Source organism: Chromatiaceae bacterium (assembly GCA_024235395.1).
In the GTDB taxonomy this organism is placed as follows: Bacteria; Pseudomonadota; Gammaproteobacteria; order Chromatiales; family Chromatiaceae; genus Thiosocius.
This window is the reverse complement of the sequence record JACKMK010000003.1, coordinates 829,710-847,413: the sequence shown is the minus strand read 5'-3', so window position 1 is coordinate 847,413 and position 17,704 is coordinate 829,710. Positions and strand designations below refer to the sequence as shown.

The window sequence follows — 17,704 nt, the reverse complement described above, 5'->3', positions numbered from 1 at the left end:
CGCCATGAGCGACAAACACCTTAGCAAAACCCGATTCGACAGTTTCCCTTTCTCGGCGGCGATCATGGCGGGCATCCGCGATGCCGGCTTCGAGTATTGCACACCGATCCAGGCGCAGACGCTGCCGATTGCCCTCGATGGCCGCGACGTCGCCGGACAGGCGCAGACCGGAACCGGCAAGACCGCGGCGTTCCTGCTGACGATACTGCACACCCTCGACCAGGAACCGGCAGAGCTGTCGAGACGGCCCAACCAGCCACGCGCGCTGGTGCTGGCCCCGACCAGGGAGCTCGCCGTGCAGATCTACAACGATGCCTGCGTACTGGCCGCGCACACGGGCCTGAAGGTCCGTGTCGTCTACGGCGGGACCGGCTACGACACCCAGCGCAAGGCGATCGAGGAAGGTGTCGACATCCTGATCGGCACCCCCGGGCGGATCATCGACTACTTCAAGCAGCACGTTTTCGACCTGCGTGCCGTGCAGACCCTGGTGCTCGACGAGGCCGACCGGATGTTCGACCTCGGTTTCATCAAGGACATCCGTTTCCTGCTGCGCCGATGCCCCACACCGGAAAACCGCCAGGGCATGCTGTTCTCGGCAACCCTGTCCTACCGGGTCACCGAACTCGCCTACGAGCACATGAACAACCCGGAAAAGATCGTGGTCGAAGCCGAACAGATCACGGCTGACCGGGTCCGTGAAACCGCTTACATGGTGGCCAACGACGAGAAGGTCCCGCTGCTGATCGGCCTGATGCGCCAACTCCCCGAAGCGCGCGTGATCGTGTTCATCAACACGAAGCGCGAGGCCGACCGGGTCTGGGGCTTCCTGGAGGGCAACGGCTATCAGGCGGCGATCCTGTCCGGCGATGTGCCACAGAAAAAGCGCCTCAGCCTGCTAAAACGCTTCTCCAGCGGCGAAGTGTCCGTGCTGGTGGCAACCGATGTCGCGGCCCGAGGTCTGCACATCGAGGGTGTCACGCACGTGATCAACTACGACCTGCCGGAGGACGCCGAAGACTACGTGCACCGCATTGGCCGAACTGCGCGTGCAGGCGCCGAGGGCGATGCGATCTCGTTCGTCTGCGAGACCTATGCGTTTTCATTGCCGGACATCGAGCAATACATTGGTCACAAGGTGCCTGTCGCGCCGGTTTCCAAGGAACTGCTCGCCGAGGTCGATCCGCGCAGCCGGGTCAGGATAGACAAGGCGGACCGCGTGCAGCGACGCGAAGGCGACGGCCGCGGCAAACGCCGTGGGCCGCCGGGACGCGGTGGCGCACCCAGGGGGGCGTCCGACAAGCCGGCCGCCGAACAACCCAGTGGCGAGCGGCCGCGGCGCCGGCGCCGGCGCAAACCCAACAGTGGCGGTGCCGCCCCGGCATGAGCGGCCGCGCGCTCCCGGTCGAAAACAAGTGCAGCCGCTGCCACGGCTCTACCTGCTGCACCTACACGACCGAGGCACTCGGTACGCTGCGGTCCAAGGCCGATTTCGAACACGTCCTGTGGCAGGTATCCCATGAAAATGTCGAGGTCTACCACGACGCGGACGGCTGGTACCTGCTGATTCGCGGCCGATGCGAACACCTGCAGACCGGCGGATTGTGTGCGATCTACGCAAACCGGCCCCAGGTGTGTCGTGACTACAGCAACGACTGGTGCGAGTACGACGAACCCGCGGAGACACATTTCCGCCATCACTTTCGCAACTATGCCGAGCTGCTCGCATACTGCCGGCGTCGATTCAAACGTTGGGACGGCTGACGGTGAAGCGGCGGCCGCGTTTCGCACTCCATCGAGTTCCGTCGTCGAGCTTTCTGCACCTGTGCTGGATCGCGGCAGTCTTGCTCGCATTGGCGGGCCCGTTCGGTACCGCGACGGGCGCGACGCGGGCGGACGACACACTGCGCATCGGCATCTTTCCACGCCGCCCGGCGGCCAGCGCGCGCGCGATGTTCGAACCGTTGCGCCAATACCTGGCGGGTCGACTGGGCGTCCCGGTCACCCTCGAGTTGCCGACGGATTACGCGTCGTTCTGGACCGCGATCGAACAGAACCGATACGACCTGGTGCATTACAACCAATACCAGTACATCCGGGCCAGGCACCTGTTTGGCCACCGCATCGTCGCGAAAAACGAGGAACTCGGTGAGTCGCAGCTCAAAGCGGTAATCTTCGTGCGTCGCGACAGCTCCTACCGCACTTTGACCGACCTGCGCGGACGGAAGATCCTGTTCGGTGGGGATGAGTCCGCGTTCATCAGCTACATCCTGCCGACCGAGATCCTGCGGCAGTCGGGTCTCAAGCCAGGCGACTACATCGAGCAATTCGCACAAAATCCGCCGAAGGCGATTATCGCGCTGTACTATCGGCAGGGTGACGCCGCAGCCGCGGGCAACGTCGTGCCCATGCTGCCGTTGGTGCGCAAATCGATCGACGCCGACAAGGTGCGCAGCCTCGCACAGAGCATCGCCGTGCCCCACCTGCCATGGGCGGTCAGCGACCGGGTCGATGCCGAACAGCGCACCGCGATCCACGATGCGCTGCTCAGTCTGAATGACTCGGCTTCCGGTCGCGCGATCCTCAACGGCATGGACATGACCGGGATACGCCCGGCCACGGATCGCGAGTACGACGCGGTACGCGACGTCACGCGGTCGGTCCTCGGCGAGAACTACTGAACCGGGTGGCAGTCGTCATGGCGGAGGCTGACCGGAAAAACACCTCCTACGACGGCAGACTGCCGAGCTACCGTACCCGTTATTTCCAGATCGTGCTGGCGCTCGCCATCGCATTTGCCGTGGTCGCGATCCTCGCTCAGCGCTATGTCGCAACGATCAGCCGCTCACACGCCGCCGAAGCCGAGTTTCGCGAGCAGGGAATCGTGTTGCTGAACGATGCATTCGCACAGCTCTATCGCTCACGACAGGATCTTCACGACTACCTTCTCTCACCCACTGAGCCGAGCGTACGTGCGAAGCTGGATGCCGCTCTTCAGCTGCTGAACAGTGCCCTCGCCCGCCTGCTCGAACACGCCGCAAACAGTCCGACGGGCGACGTCGCGGCAATCAGCCGATCACTGCGCGAAGACGGCCGGACGCTCGGTGACCGGATCCGCGAATTGATCGAGATCCGTCGCGATCCGGCGCTGTGGCTGCCGGCCTCCAGCATCATCGAGGATCAACTGCAGACCGCAAACACCATGTTTACCGGAGATCTGGACGCTCTGCTCGCCGCGCTGGGTAGTCCGTCCGACCCCCTGTCGGTGCAACGCATGATCATCCTGTACCGACTGCAAAAAGCATGGCTGCGCATGGTCGACGAGTTGCGCCTGATCATCGCAAACCGTTTCGGTGCACATTCAGTGGATCCAATCGCCGGGATGCAGGCGAGGTCCCACAATGTCGAGACCTACATGATCGAGGTGGAGGCACTGCTCACCGAACTCAGATCGGGGGTGCTCAATCCGGACGGTGATCCCGTGTTTGCGGCCGAGATCGACGTGCTTGCCGCACACTTTGCGGAGTATCGAAAGGATTACGCGGCGCTGATCGCGGAGCTCAGCGGCCCCGGTTGGCGCCACGACCTCGAATTCCTGCGGAACCGTGTCGACCCGCAGTTGCGGGTGATGCAGCGTCGCCTCGAGATCCTCAGGCTGGAGCTGCAGGCGCAGAGTATCCGGCAGGTGGAGACGCTCACCGGTATCAGCACGCGTCTCGGCAACGTGCTGTTCGCGGCACTTGGATTGATGCTGCTGATCGGGATGTCCGGCTACTTCAGTCTGGACCGCCTCATATTGCGCCCGATCCGCACATTGGCGAAAAGCTTGAAGGCTCACAGCACCACCGGGCATTCCTCGTCACCGCCGCCACCCATGGTCAGCGAGACCCGGGATCTGCTGAATGCCTTTGCCGACATGCAGGCCAAGGTCGAGGAGCGGGAACGCGAACTGGACCACCTGGCACATCACGACGCACTGACCGGACTGCCGAATAGATCGCTGTTCCGCCGCCGGCTGGCCGAGGCGATCACGGTCTCGCAGCGCCACCAGATGCCGGTAGGCGTGCTGTTCATGGACCTCGACCGCTTCAAGCAGGTCAACGACAGCTATGGTCACGCGGCCGGGGACGCCATTCTCGTCGAGATCGCAAAGCGTTTGCGCAAGGTATTTCGCCAGGAAGACGTCATCGCGCGCCTGGGCGGGGATGAGTTTGCGATCCTGCTGGAGAATCTGCATCAACGCGACGAAATGACCAACCTGGCAGAAAAGGCGCTGAGTATCATTCAGCGCCCATACGAATTTGCGGGACGCATGTTCTACAGCGGCGCATCCATCGGCATAGCGGTCGCCCCTGACGACGGCACCGATCCGGACCTGCTGATCCAGCAAGCGGACGCTGCGATGTACGCCGCCAAACAGGATGAAGGATCCAGCTATCGCTTCGTCAGTGCGCAGCTGACCGCGGACGCCGCGGCCCAACACGCATTGGAAAACGAGCTGCGCGAAGCAATCCGGCGGCAACAGCTCGAATTGCACTACCAGCCGGTGCTGGCGACCGGCGACGGGCACCTGCATTGCTACGAGGCCTTGCTGCGCTGGCCGCACCAGGAACAGGGCATGCTGCAGCCGGCGGCGTTCATGGACGCATTGGCCGATGCCGGCCTGTGCAGCACGATCAGCGACTGGGCGCTGGATGAGATCCAGTCGAAGCGGCCGAGTGGCGACGCCGCCGTCTCGATCAACCTGAGCGCACGACTGCTTCACGACGAGGCATTCGCCGACCGCCTGTTCGAGCGCATCGACGTGGGTCGCCTGGTGCCCGAGCGACTGATCCTCGAGATCACAGAGGACACGCTGGAGACCGATCTGCGCGCCGCGGCCCGCGTGTTGCACGAGCTCAAGCGTCGTGGGGTACGCATTGCGCTGGACGACTTCGGGACCGGCCAGGCGTCACTCGGCCATCTGCGCAGGTTCCCGTTCGACTATCTGAAGATCGACCAGTCGTTCGTCGCAGGCATCAGCATCGCCCCCAATGACGAGAAGCTGATCCAGGCGATCATCCGACTGGCGCACGCGCTCGGTATCGAGGTCGTCGCCGAGGGCGTGGAGACAGAGGCACAACGTGCGTTTCTCGATCGCGAGGGCTGCGACTACGTTCAGGGCTACCTGATCGGTCGCCCCAGCGCCAGCGGATGAAGCCTGTTCAGCCGCGCTGCGCGAGGTGCTCGCGCAGCCCCGGCAGCAACGCGGAAAAACCGCGCACCGCCGGAAACTCGTCAACCGGGCGTTCGCCCTGGCGGGTGTCCGGCAACGCGATTGCGAGCAACCGGGCGATGCCGAAACGGCGTGCGGAACGCAGCACCGCAACACTATCGTCCACGAACAACACGCGCCCCGGATCGAATGGCTCCTCCCGCTGCAGATGCGGCCAGAACGCGGCGTCTTCTTTCGGAACGCCCAGATCATGCGCACACACGACATGGTCGAGCAGGTCGCGCAGCTGCGTGCGGCGCATTTTGAGTTCGAGCGATTTCTGGTGCGCATTGGTCACCAGAACACGCCGCTTGCCCGCGCGCGACAGCAGGCCCAGGAAATCGACGACATGCGGGTGAACGGCGATCAGGTGATCCACCTCTTGCTTCAAAAGCGCGATATCCAGGCCGAGCTCTCGCGACCAATGATCCACGCAGTACCACTGCAGCGTACCCTGGATGTCGGCGTACCGGCGCATCAACTCCGCCTTCGCGGCATCGACCGACAGGCCACGCGCCTCGGCATAGCGCACGGGGACGTGTTCCAACCAGAAATAGTTGTCGAAATGCAGATCCAGCAATGTGCCGTCCATATCGAGCAGCACGGTATCGATACGATTCCAGTCGAGCACAGGGGTTCCCCGGTAGGGTTTTTTGTATGATTGGCAGTCGGCACCCGACCACAACTTCCAGGCCGGCTCGTACAGGGTAACCCTATGGACCAACAGGCGCAGCAGCTGCTCGACATCGCCCGCTCGGCCGGGCAGGCCATCTTGAAAGTCTATCACCAGGACTTTGCGGTCGAAGAGAAGGACGACAAGTCGCCGCTGACGGCCGCGGACCTGGCTTCCCACCGGACCATCGTGCGACGGCTGGCCGAGATGGAACCCGACACGCCGGTGCTGTCGGAGGAAGGCGCCGATATCCCGTTTGCGACCCGCAGTTCCTGGACACGCTACTGGCTGATCGACCCGCTCGACGGGACCCGCGAGTTCGTCAAACGCAACGGTGAGTTCACGGTCAACATCGCGCTGATCGAAGACGGCAGGCCCACCGTGGGCGTCGTGCACGTACCCGTCACCGGCATCAGCTACCTCGGCCAGGTCGGACAGGGCGCATGGAAGATCGATGGCGACGGTGTCACGCGGTCGATCCGGGTTACCGAGAATCGGCAGACACCTTTGCGCGTGGCCGGCAGCCGCTCGCATGCCGGCGACAGTCTGCTGCGGTTTCTGCAACGGGTTGGCGAACACGAGATCGTCAGCATGGGCAGTTCGCTCAAATTGTGCCTGGTCGCCGAGGGAACGGCGGACATCTATCCGCGCCTGGGCCCGACCTCGGAGTGGGACACCGCGGCCGCCCAGGCCGTGGTCGAGGCGGCGGGCGGGCTGGTGACCGACACGCAGCTACAACCGCTGCGCTATAACACCAAGGAGTCACTCCTGAACCCGCATTTTCTGGTGTTCGGGGACCGCAGCGAAGATTGGGGGCGCTACCTATGAGAATGCTCGACCTGCAACGTCTGACCGCCCGGGCGCGGGCGGTCATCGCGATATCGACGCTGGTGCTCGCCCACGGCGCATCGGGCAACGTCGACGAGGCCGACCCACTGTCCTTCGACGACACGCCGCTGGAGGAGGTGTTGCAGTACCCCGACTGGTTCAAACGGAGTTTCCTCGATCTTGACGATGACCTGCGCGAGGCGACCGATGCGGGCAAGACCGGGATCATCGTGTACTTCGGGCAAAAGCGTTGCGCCTACTGCCGGATGCTCATGGAGGTGAATTTCAAGACCCCGGACATCGTCAACTACACCCGCGAACATTTCGACCTGATACCGATAGACATCTGGAGCCCGGAGTCGGTCACGACACCTTCCGGCGAGACCCTCACCGAACGCGAGTACGCCCAGCGCATGGGCACGAATTTCACGCCCTCGCTGATCTTTTACGATGCCGACGGCAAGATCGCCTTGCGTCTGCGCGGCTATTATCCGCCCTACCAGTTCCGCGCGGCGCTCGAATACGTGGCGGGCGGGCACTACCAGCGCGAGGCGTTCCCGGTCTACATGGCACGCGGAGATCAGACGCTGCGCTTCGAACCAGGTGACCTGGTCGAGGAACCGTTCTTCACGCCACCACCGTACAACTTCGACCGCTCGCGATTCGCGGCCGAGTTACCGCTGGTGGTGTTCTTCGAGCAGGGCAACTGCCACGCCTGCGACGTCCTGCATACCCAACCGCTGCATCGCAAGACGGTACGTGCCTTGTTCAACCGTCTCGACAGCGTACAACTCGACATGTGGTCCGATACGCCGCTGATCAAACCCGACGGCAAGCCGTCCACGGCGCGCAAGTGGGCCGAGGAACTGGGAATCTTCTACGCCCCGTCGATTGTGTTCTTCGACGAGCGTGGGAACGAGATCATACGGGTGGATTCCGTGGTCCACTTCTTCCGCCTGCGCAACGTACTCAACTACGTGCTCAGCCGCGGCTACATCACGGAACCGAACTTCCTGCGCTGGAGCGCGCACACCCGTCGACTGCTCGACGATTCCGACGCCTCACCTCAGGAACAGAACGCCGCCAAATAGTCTTCGTAGGCGCTACGCCGCCGGCGCAGCTTCTCGCCCCTGCCGGGCTTATAGCCGCGGCGCATCTGAGCGTTCAGTGCCTCCAGCTGACTGCGCTTCCGTCGACACTGGTAGGCCTTGTCGCTCCGTCCGTTACCCCGACCGCTGCGCGTCTCGCGCGCGCGGCGCGGTGCAGGCGCCCGTCGCTCATCGCGGGCCGCAAGCCATTCGCGCTCACTGGCACGCAGTCCCTGAGCGACCCCCTCAGGCCGCTCGGTCGACAGGGCGATCGGGCTGCCGCAGGGTCGGCCGCTGAACAGCACCTCGCCTGACTCACCCTCGCATCGGTAGATCTCGGCGGCCCGCAGGTCGCCGGACGCATGGAACAACAAGGCAACAACCAGCAATGCGCGCATATTCCCTCCCTGGAACAAGCGTGAAGTGGAGCCGCAAATATACCGGATGAGTTCGCCAAACGGGGCCGCACGGACCATACTGAGGAACGGCACGCCTGTTGCCCGGCAACCGCTGCATTGGGTGGAATCTAAAGCCCGTGCACGACGAGCCGATGGAGTGGGAATGAAACGCCAGCCCCCGGCCGATTGCGACTATGACGTGCAGCAGGAAAACTGCATGCTGCGCGGCCTGTTGCAGACCCTCGGTCGCGATGCGGCGCACAACCAGCAGGTCATGGCGCGCTTTCAGGAACGCGAACTGGCACTGCTGACCGCCGGCAACCTGACCCGCCTGCTCGAACGCCTCACCGAGGGGATGCGCCAGTCTTTTCGCCTCGACAGCGTCAAACTGGTTCTATTGGACCCCTTCCTGGTGCTGCGCGATCTGCTTTCCGGCGACGCTGCCTGCGACCACCGGTTGCTGCGCGACATCGAGCTGTGCACCGACGTGCGCGCGACCCTGGCACGCTTCGACGACCTGCACGCGCCCTGGCTGGGCGCATGGCTCGAACAGCGTGACAAACCGCTGTTCGGGCGCCGGCTGGGTGGCAGCGTGGCCCTGTTGCCGCTGCGCCAGGCCGATGGCCTCGCCGGCTTCCTGTGCCTGGGCAGCCGTGACCCGCAGCGCTTCCAACCCGGACAGGCGACGGATTTTCTCGGTCACCTCGCATGTGTCGCGGCGGTTTGCCTGGAAAATGCCGTCAACCGCGAACGCCTGCGCCTGGCCGGCCTGACCGACAGCCTGACCGGGCTGTACAACCGCCGGCACCTGCAACACCGATTGGAACAGGAAGTCACTCGCGCACAGCGCTATGGGCAGACCCTGTCCTGCCTGTTCGTCGATGCCGACCACTTCAAACAGATCAATGACCGCCACGGCCATGCGGTGGGCGACCAGGTGCTCACCGCACTGGCCCAGCGCCTGCGGGCACGGCTGCGCACCAGCGACCTCCCGACACGTTACGGTGGCGAGGAATTCGCCGTATTGCTTCCACAGACCGACGCACCCAACGCGTTGCGGCTCGCCTGGGAGATCTGTCGCGGTATCGGTAGCGAGCCGGTCGCCCTCGACAATGGCGACAGCCTGACGGTCACGGTATCGATTGGCGTCGCGGAACTCGCAACCCAGGATCGCCGCCCCGCGGCGGCGGCCGGCGAGGCCCTGCTCGGCGCGGCCGATCTGGCGGTCTACGAAGCCAAACAGGCAGGCCGCAACCAGGTGCAGTGCGCACCGCGTGCCGCCTGAGTTTCGGTGCGTGCATCCCCCGCATCGTTTAAAAACGCTATATCAGAACATTATTTTTTGCTAATATAATTGTGGCTAATCGGGAGACGTGTGATGTTGAAGAACCTCGGCAGGGCGTCGGTGATGCTAAGACTCGGCAAGCGAGTCTGCGTTTGCCTGCCGAACAGCCGTCTCAGTGCGGGTCTCCGAGCCAAGATCCGGCCACTCGTCGTGGCCGGCCTCGCCTGCTGGTGCGACAAGGCCCCCGCCGACTGACGCCCCCGACCCACGTGCGGGCTCCCGCCGCCGCTCAGTCGTCGACGAATAGCGCATCGAGGTAGGCGGTTCCACCCAGATTGCGCATCTGCTGCAACACCCATTCCCTGCGGGAAAGCAGGTAGTCCGACGGCGCAGCGACACGGTACCTCACCGGATTCGGCAGCGCCGCAGCGAGCAAGGCCGCCTGGCCCGCGCTCAGACGGTCCGGCTCAACGCCGAAATAGCGTCGACTGGCGGCCGCGACACCGAAGGTCCGCTCTCCGGTCTGGGCGAAGTTGAGATACATCTCGAGGATCCTGCGCTTTGGCCACAGGCCCTCGAGCAATGCGGTAAACCACGCCTCGAGACCCTTGCGCACGAAACTCCGGCCTTGCCACAGGAACAGATTGCGCGCGACCTGCTGACTGATGGTACTCGCACCCCGCAACTGGCCCCCGTCCAGGTGACGCTGCAACGCCGCGGCGATTTCGCGGGTATCGAACCCCCAATGGTCCGGAAACCGCTGATCTTCGGCCGCGACCACCGCCAACGCCATCTGTGGGCTGATCCCGGACAGCGCAACCCAGGATTGATGCTGGGGCTGACCCTCGCTCGCCAGGCGCGACAGCATCACGGCCGAGAGGGGCGGGTCGACCCAGCGAAACGCGGCGACCAGCGCGAGCGAACCGAGCACGCCGACCAACACCGCGCCAAACAGCCACCGCCTCAGGCGACGCAGCGGTGTTCGACGGTCGCGCACCGCCGAGGTGCGCCGCCCGGTCGGCGTGGCCCGGCGGCGGCTCATCCGTGCCTGTCCCCGACGAACAGCGACCATCGCGCCAGGGTCCATGCCGCACCAGGACGGACGTCCGCCGTTCGGGCACACACGCGACGCTTTTGCCGCGAGCGCATCGACAGCCCGGCACCAGCGCTGGACGCCCGGGAAAAAGACCGGGCCGTCGGCCGGTCGCCCCGGGCATCGGCGGACTCCAGATTGATCGACGCGCTTCGCATGCCCTTGACCTCAGAAACGGATCACCGCCTCGCCGGCGTGTTCGATCCAACCGTGGATCATGTGTCGCGTGTTATGCGCCGCTGCACATCTCCCGTCGCGACCGATCGCGATCACCCCACCCTGACCCTGCAGACGCGCGCCCAGCGACTCGATGGCCGCTGCCACCGCCACACGCACGTCCTGACCCGCCAGCTCGATGCGGTCGGCGATGTTCTTGGCCAGCACGCTGCGCATGAAGTCCTCTCCCCGGCCGGTCGACGAAACCGCACAACTGCTGTTGTCGGCATAGACGCCCGCGCCGATCAACGGCGAATCACCCACCCGACCGACGTGTTTGTTGACCATGCCGCCGGTCGACGTCGCCGCGGCCAAGTCGCCTCGCAGGTCGCGCGCTATCGCACCGATGGTGCCGTGCGGGGGTTCGCCCGCCACCAGATCGGGGTTCTGCTCAGCCGCCTGCCGGCGCACGCGCTCGAGCTGTGCGACGCGCGCCGGCAGCTGAAAATAGCGATCGTCGATCCGTGGCACACCACGCTCGGCGGCGAAGCGCAAGGCGCCCTCGCCAGCCAGCAGCACGTGCCCGCTGTGCTGCATCACCAGGCGCGCAAGTCGTATCGGGTTGCCGATGTGGCGGACTGCGGCAACCGCCCCCGCAGCGAGATCGCGTCCATCCATGATCGCCGCGTCCAGTTCGGCGTAGCCCGATGCATTGAGCACCGAACCACGGCCGGCGTTGAACAGCGGATCGTCTTCCAACTGTGCGGCGCACTCCTCGACCACGTCCAGGGCCGAGGCGCCGGCGTCGAGCAAGGTACGACCGTGCACCAGCACCTGCGTGATCGCCAGACGATAGGGTGCCGCCGTGTGCGCATCCTCCAGTTCGTCCAGCGAACCGGCGCCTCCATGGATCATCAGCGAGAACCCGCGAACATCGTTGCGCAACGATCAGACCCTCCACGCGACAGTGCCACCGCACCCAGACTCTGTGAACCGGCGTCGGCAACACACGCACATCGGCAACGGGGCCCGGAAAGCGGCTGCGTCCACACCGCGCGACATCATCCGGTGTCGGCCGCGTGTCCACCCAGACCAATCACGAAGCGATGCTTGCCGCTCGCGGTACGGGGGATCCGGTCCAGGTAGTTCACCGCGAAGTTCACCCGGGGGTCAACGTCTCGCTGCAGTGCCGCGCGGATCGCCCCCACCCGGCTATCGGGCAGGCGCCTCTCGCCCTCCAGGTTCAGCGCGATGCAATCCACGGCGGTCTGCACCCATTGGTAGCGCCGTATCTCGCTGCTCCCGTACAAGAGACGATTGAAATACGCCGGATGAAGACGCCGACCGTCCGGCGTGACGATCAGGTCATTGTGCCGGCACACCTCGGTCCGCATCAGTGGAAAGGGCAGCCCGCAGTCGCATTCCGTATCCAGCAAACGCCCGGTATCACCCACGTCGTAACGGATGAAGGGCATCAGCCGGTTGGTCAACGACGTCACCACGAGACGATCCTGGCCGTCGATCACGACCGATTCCAGCCGCACCATGTCGCTGAACACATGCATGTTGCCGGCTCGGCATTCCCAGGCGATATTCGGGACTTCGCGGCAGCCGTATTGGTCGAATACCTGGCAGCCGAACGCCTGCTGCATCAGTTCACGCTGCCAGGCCTGCAGCGGTTCGGCCGTCGAATAGACGCCAATCAGCGATCGCGGTACGGCCAGTCGGTTGTCGACCACGAAGCGGGCGAGCTCGGCGAGCACCGAGGCATAGCCGTACAGCAGCACCGGCCGCCAGTCGCTGACCGTCTGTGCCCAGGTGCGCAGACGGTCAGGGCTCAACTCGAATGCCGCGAGGGTCTTCTCGGCATCCAACAACCGGTTTCCGCGGTGCGCGAACACACCGCCACTTGCGGCGTCGCGTTCCGCACCCCAGAGGTACAGAACCTTCTGACCCGGCCTCCATCCCGACATCATGAAGCCGCGCATCATGCCGGCGAGCATCAGCTCGTGCTTTGCGTCGTCGTAGTAGAAGGTCATCGGCGTCCCCGTCGACCCCCCGGTATGACCGACCTTCACCTGGTCCCGATCCACCTCTCTCGCCAACATCGCTTGCCGATCGCGGACGACATCGGCACGCGTCAGCAGCGGCAGCGTTTCTGGATCGATGGGGTGCGTACCAGCACCCACGCGGCCTGCAAAGCGCCGGGCGTAGTAATCGGTGTGCGTGGCGGCAAACCGGACGATCGCAGAGAAATCCTCCTGCTGACGCCGCGACAGCCGCTCGCGATCGAGGCGCTGCTGGGCGAGCAACTGGCGCAGAAGGCGGAAGCGTTCGGGACGGTCGCGTCGCTGTGCCCAAAGACGCAGCAGCCGCATCTCAGCGGGCCGCCACACGCAAGCGACGCAGCGCCTGCTGCCAGGCCGCCTGCGCATCCGGCAGGCCGATGATGGCCTGGGCCTGACGTGCATGCCAATGGCGCCTGATCTGCGGCGACTCGATGCGCGACCGACCCGCCGCATCGCGACCGAAATTCCGCCGTATACCCCGGAGAAATGCACCGAACAGCGGTACCGCCGCAGCGCTCGCGGGGGCGCTGTGCCACCAGCGCGCGGGATCATCCAGGCACTGCGACAACACCTCCAGGCGCGCTTCGATCTTCGCCTGCTTGTCGGCGTACCGGGTGCGCAACTCTGCATCGACCTCTTGCAGGGTGCTCTCCACGTGTGAACGACTCGGGCGCGCACCGGGAAAGCCCTGCTCGACCAGGCGCTGGATAGAGAACAGCATCACATCGCCGTAGAACTGACGCTCGAACTCGTCGCTGAGATCGGTGTTGGACTCGCCGACGACCACGCCCGGTCGGAACTCCGACGCACCGGTCAGCGAACGGGTGCGCCGATGCAGCATCGGGAGGTTTGCCGAGACGAACCCACCGGACAACGCGGCCTGCATCAGTCGACCCATGGTCGGCCCGGACATTCGCAGGCGCAACGGCGCGAACGGGATGAACCAATCCAGGGCATCGGCCGAAAACACGTAGTTACCGGTGTACACGGTACGTGCCGGAACCACCGACCGGGACACCTCCTGATATTGGTACCAGGTGACACGCGTCGCGTGTTCGCCGTGAAAGAAGCTGTCGAGGCGTTGTGCAAACTCGGCGAAACACTCTGCGTTGCTTGGCTTCTCCGACAAAGTGCAGTGATAGCGGTACGCCGTCTGCTCGCCGCGAAACCCGAACAACTCGGCCATGTCGTGGTAGGCCGCCTCCCCCGAACCACGGACCTCGGGCTGCGGTTGCCGGTAGCCATCATCGGCGGAACACCGCGCCATCTGCTCGACAAACGCCGTGACATCGTCGAGAAAATTGCCGGCCATCACCGCCGGCGACACGGGCGGGTCACCGACCACCTTGCCGGTCAGTACCTTCACCCCCCCGTCGGCGAAAATCCGGTCGAGCTCGAACAGGTAGTTGATCGCTGCGACCCGACGACCACCGTCTGGCGTCGCGAGCTGTACCGCGAACAACTGATCGGCGTCGATCGTATAGAACAACAGGCGTTGAGCAGGACGCTGGGCATGCATCTCGGCCAATCGCAGGTAGGCGATGTTGCGCATCATCGCCTGTCCCTTGTGACCGAATGCATTCGGCGCATGGTGGCCGATGACTCCACCGAGATCGAGATCGGCGAGGCGATCCAGCAACGCCAGTTGTTCGGCGATACCGAAATACTCGACATCGAGACCCGCATCGCTGAATTCCCCGGCAGTGGCGCGCTGCCGTTCACAGTGCTCTGCATTGGCCGAATCATCGGCCAGCAGCACCGAGACCTTGCGGTAACGTCCTGCCTGCATTCCGCCATAGCCGTACAGGCGGCATTGCTCGAGCAGGCTGCTCAGACAGTCGCGCAGATGCCCCGGGCTGTCGGCAACCGGGATAAGGATCACGAAGTGGTGGCGCCGGTCGTCACCCCGTGCGGCGATCAGTCGCTCCAGTTCGCGATACGCCGACTGGTAGGCCAGCAGCGGCTGTTCGCCGACGCCGTCGCGCCACAACGCACGCTCCAGCTGTTCGATGTGCGCCCGTTGCGCCGTGATCCGCTCGACGGTGGTCTGCATGGCGGCAGCGTCAACGCGAAGACAGGTAGTGTGGAAACGCCTGCTTGTCGAGCGGGATCTCGATCAGATTGATCGCAGCGCGCAGATCGGCGGTGGCGAACAGCGCCTCGATCGCCGCTTCGTCGGCGACGCGATAGTGCTGAATGCCGAACGAACGCGCGAGCCAGGCGAAATCCGGATTCACGAAATCACAATCGATGTAACGTTCGCCATAGAGTTGAAACTGATTTTTGCGGATCAGGCCCATGGTCGCGTTGTTGATCACGACGATGTTCAACGGAATGCCGTAGTTGACTGCCGTCATGATCTCCATGCAGCACATCTGGAAACCGCCGTCGCCCAGGATCGCAAACACCGGGCTGTCGGTGGCGTGAAAGCGTGCACCGATCGCCGCGGGTATCGCGTGCCCGAGCGACGAGATACCGGAATTGGGAAAGTAGTGGTTGCTGTCGGACACGTCGAAATAATTCTGCGCAAACACGATGTTGTCGTCGAAGACCATCGCATCGTGCGGAAACCGTCGGGCGAGCGCGCGGTAGAACCCGGCGATCAGGGCGAACCGCGATTCATCGGCGACTCGTCCCGGCACGCTGTCATCCGGATCGGTCGTCAGACCCTCGCGGTGATCGGCCAGCTCGGCCAGGGATTTCGGCCGTGCGCCCTCATCGCGCAACCGGGCCAGCAACTCGGTCAGCACCTGGTGGATATCGCCCTGGATCGCCAGATCCGGTTTGAACACCCGGCCGAGTTGGGCCGCGTCCCGATCGACCTGCGCCACACGTTTGCCGTCCAGTAGCTCGTCGGACCACAGGTAACTGGTGCGTTCGTTGAACCCGGCACCGAGGAAGATCACCAGGTCGGCGTGCTCCACGATGTACTGACGGGCGGTACCGTTCGAGGTCACGCCCAGGCATCCGAGCGCGAGATCGGAATCTTCGGCGACCACCCCCTTGCCCTTCAGGCTGGTCGCTACCGGGATACCCAAGCCCTCACTCAACCGCGAGACCGCCGCGCGCGCACCCGCCTTGATGCATCCGTAGCCGGCGATGATCACCGGGTTGCGGGCCTGTTCGATCAGATCGGTGAGCGCGGCGACCGGTCCGGCGAGCGCGCCGCGATGATCGATCGCCACCGGGAAGTGCACCTGGTCGAGCACATCTTCGTCGACTGTCTCTTTCTGCACGTTGAACGGGATGCTGAGCAGTACGGGTCCGGGTTGGGCCGCGAACAGCGCCTGGGTGGCCTGGTTCAGCACCTGCACCAGGTAATCGGTACGCTCGATCAGCTTGCGGTAGCGCGTAATACCGCGGAACAACTCTGCCTGGTCGATCGCCCCACCTTCGCCTGAACTCTCCTGCAAACCGCCACGCCCGAAGATGTAGGTCGACGTCTCGCCGGTAACCACCAGGACCGGTAGCTGCTCCGCGTACGCGTTCGCGATTCCGGTGACCAGGTTGGTGGCGCCGGGACCTGCGGTGGCGATGCAGGCGGCAACCTGGTGCGACACCCGCGCAAAGCCACCGGCCATGAACGAAGCCCCCTGCTCGTGCTTGACCAGGACCGTCCTGATCGGCGACGCGTAGAGACCGTCATAGATCGGCAGCACATGGGCGCCAGGCATGCCGAATACCACCTCGATACCGAGGCGTTGCATGAAGCGCACGATGAGTTCGCTGACGGGTATCTGCATGGTGTTATCGCTGAATCGGTCACCACCGGGACTGGCAGACCGACAGGAGCGGAGAACCGCCGGTCGCCGGCGACCGGCAGGTCATACGGATGGCGCGCCGGGCGCGCTGCATTCTGTCGATAGAGACTGCACAGCTGCGCCGGCGCCCTGCCGGATATCGTCCGATCCTGAACGGCCCCGCTCAGGCACCCGCGCCCATCGTCATGTGAATCTGCTGCACCACGACCGGATGCAAACCGGTACGCTCGGCGAGCTGCTCGAGATACTGGCGTTCCGCCGCGGTGTCCACCTCGATCGCCAACAGCGATGCGGCATACACCTGTGCCGCCACCTCCTCGTTGGGGATCTCGGCGACGAACTCCCGCAGATCCAGGGGGCGCCGCATCTCGGCCAGGACCCACTGCTGTGCATCATCGTCGAGACCGGATTCACGCAGCTTGCCGACGATCTTCTGCGCCTCCTCGCGGCTGATCTCACCATCCGATTTCGCCGCATTGATCATGCCTTTGAGCACCAGTTCCGCGGTCTTTTCGAGGGCCTGTTCCTGTTCGCGGTTGGCCGGCGGTTTCAGGCCCAGCGGCAGATCGCCACCCGACCAGCGCGCATCGGTCAGTCCCTGGGTGCCCTGTCCACGGCTCAACAGCGCCTTCATCGCCACGCTCGCGAGCATGGCCAAGGCACCGCCACCGAGCGCGCCCTTCACAGAATCACCGCCGCCGCCCAGCAGTCCGCCCAGGATCGCGCCGATGCCGCCGGCCTTCGCGGGACTCGCCGCGGCGCCGCTCAATCCACCCTGCAGGATGTCCCGCAAGCCCCCGAACAGGTCGCCACCGCCCTGACTGCCACCCATGCCCGGAATGTTCAGACCACCTCGTTGCAGGTTCTCGAGCGCGCTGCCGATACGGCGATTGCCCGACGACGCCATCGAGTTCTGCAGAAAGGCACCAATCAAGTCACCGAAGTTCGCCATCCCATCTCTCCTGTTCAATTCGTTGTCGGCAGACTGCCGGACGGCGGCCCGCGCTTCCAAATAGAATGTGGTCCCGGCGGACGGCACTGGCGCAGCAAGATCCTTCCGCACCGCGACGAGGACGCGCCATGATAACCGCTTGCGGCG

At 64.6% G+C, this 17,704-nt stretch carries 15 protein-coding genes; 7 read left to right on the top strand and 8 right to left on the bottom strand.

All coding sequences use genetic code 11. The features are described 5' to 3' along the window. Positions 1–4: 4 nt before the first annotated feature. From rhlB to H6955_17205, 4 genes are read left to right on the top strand one after another with little or no spacing between them, the layout of a single operon-like run. Positions 5–1,387 (top strand): ATP-dependent RNA helicase RhlB, encoded by a 1,383-nt coding sequence (gene rhlB / locus H6955_17220; GenBank protein ID MCP5315302.1) that lies wholly within the window; start codon positions 5–7, stop codon positions 1,385–1,387. Next, the gene (locus H6955_17215; protein MCP5315301.1) at positions 1,384–1,764 is read left to right on the top strand and encodes a YkgJ family cysteine cluster protein; all 381 of its coding nucleotides are present in this window, start codon (positions 1,384–1,386) and stop codon (positions 1,762–1,764) included. The genes rhlB and H6955_17215 overlap by 4 nt, the downstream gene beginning before the upstream one ends. Continuing rightward, positions 1,752–2,681, top strand: coding sequence for a phosphate/phosphite/phosphonate ABC transporter substrate-binding protein (locus tag H6955_17210; GenBank protein MCP5315300.1), 930 nt, complete (start codon positions 1,752–1,754; stop codon positions 2,679–2,681). Before H6955_17215 ends, H6955_17210 begins: the two co-directional genes overlap by 13 nt. Positions 2,682–2,698: 17 nt before the next feature. Then, complete coding sequence (locus tag H6955_17205; protein ID MCP5315299.1) at positions 2,699–5,197, top strand: EAL domain-containing protein; 2,499 nt, start codon at positions 2,699–2,701, stop codon at positions 5,195–5,197. A 7-nt stretch (positions 5,198–5,204) separates the two neighbouring features. Here H6955_17205 and yrfG read toward each other — a convergent pair whose 3' ends face one another. Beyond that, a complete protein-coding gene (gene yrfG, locus H6955_17200; GenBank protein ID MCP5315298.1) occupies positions 5,205–5,885 on the bottom strand; it encodes a GMP/IMP nucleotidase in 681 nt (226 codons plus the stop codon). Between the two features lie 84 nt (positions 5,886–5,969). On the opposite strand from yrfG, the gene cysQ reads away from it, so the two are divergent. Beyond that, complete coding sequence (gene cysQ, locus H6955_17195; GenBank protein MCP5315297.1) at positions 5,970–6,755, top strand: 3'(2'),5'-bisphosphate nucleotidase CysQ; 786 nt, start codon at positions 5,970–5,972, stop codon at positions 6,753–6,755. 2 nt (positions 6,756–6,757) lie between these two features. Beyond that, positions 6,758–7,846 (top strand): thioredoxin fold domain-containing protein, encoded by a 1,089-nt coding sequence (locus H6955_17190; protein MCP5315296.1) that lies wholly within the window; start codon positions 6,758–6,760, stop codon positions 7,844–7,846. On the opposite strand, the gene H6955_17185 is transcribed toward H6955_17190, so the two are convergent. Beyond that, the gene (locus tag H6955_17185) at positions 7,822–8,241 is read right to left on the bottom strand and encodes a hypothetical protein (protein ID MCP5315295.1); all 420 of its coding nucleotides are present in this window, start codon (positions 8,239–8,241) and stop codon (positions 7,822–7,824) included. The two genes, H6955_17190 and H6955_17185, sit on opposite strands and share 25 nt — an antisense overlap. A gap of 163 nt (positions 8,242–8,404) precedes the next feature. Here H6955_17185 and H6955_17180 point away from each other — a divergent pair, with 163 nt between their 5' ends. Then, entirely contained in the window at positions 8,405–9,526 is a 1,122-nt protein-coding gene (locus tag H6955_17180) for a sensor domain-containing diguanylate cyclase (GenBank protein ID MCP5315294.1), read from the top strand. 289 nt (positions 9,527–9,815) lie between these two features. Here H6955_17180 and mtgA read toward each other — a convergent pair whose 3' ends face one another. The 6 genes from mtgA to H6955_17150 all read right to left on the bottom strand — a co-directional run bounded on the left by mtgA (position 9,816) and on the right by H6955_17150 (position 17,557). Beyond that, positions 9,816–10,568, bottom strand: a complete 753-nt coding sequence (gene mtgA, locus H6955_17175; protein ID MCP5315293.1) for a monofunctional biosynthetic peptidoglycan transglycosylase — start codon at positions 10,566–10,568, stop codon at positions 9,816–9,818. Between the two features lie 219 nt (positions 10,569–10,787). Next, the gene (locus tag H6955_17170; GenBank protein ID MCP5315292.1) at positions 10,788–11,690 is read right to left on the bottom strand and encodes an isoaspartyl peptidase/L-asparaginase; all 903 of its coding nucleotides are present in this window, start codon (positions 11,688–11,690) and stop codon (positions 10,788–10,790) included. Between the two features lie 146 nt (positions 11,691–11,836). Continuing rightward, positions 11,837–13,153, bottom strand: a complete 1,317-nt coding sequence (locus H6955_17165; protein MCP5315291.1) for a phenylacetate--CoA ligase family protein — start codon at positions 13,151–13,153, stop codon at positions 11,837–11,839. Between the two features lies 1 nt (position 13,154). Further along, positions 13,155–14,897 carry a hypothetical protein gene (locus tag H6955_17160; GenBank protein ID MCP5315290.1) on the bottom strand — a complete coding sequence of 581 codons (1,743 nt, stop codon included), beginning with the start codon at positions 14,895–14,897 and terminating at the stop codon, positions 13,155–13,157. A gap of 10 nt (positions 14,898–14,907) precedes the next feature. Next, positions 14,908–16,587, bottom strand: coding sequence for a thiamine pyrophosphate-binding protein (locus H6955_17155; protein MCP5315289.1), 1,680 nt, complete (start codon positions 16,585–16,587; stop codon positions 14,908–14,910). 181 nt (positions 16,588–16,768) lie between these two features. After that, positions 16,769–17,557, bottom strand: coding sequence for a tellurite resistance TerB family protein (locus tag H6955_17150; GenBank protein MCP5315288.1), 789 nt, complete (start codon positions 17,555–17,557; stop codon positions 16,769–16,771). Positions 17,558–17,704 lie beyond the last annotated feature (147 nt).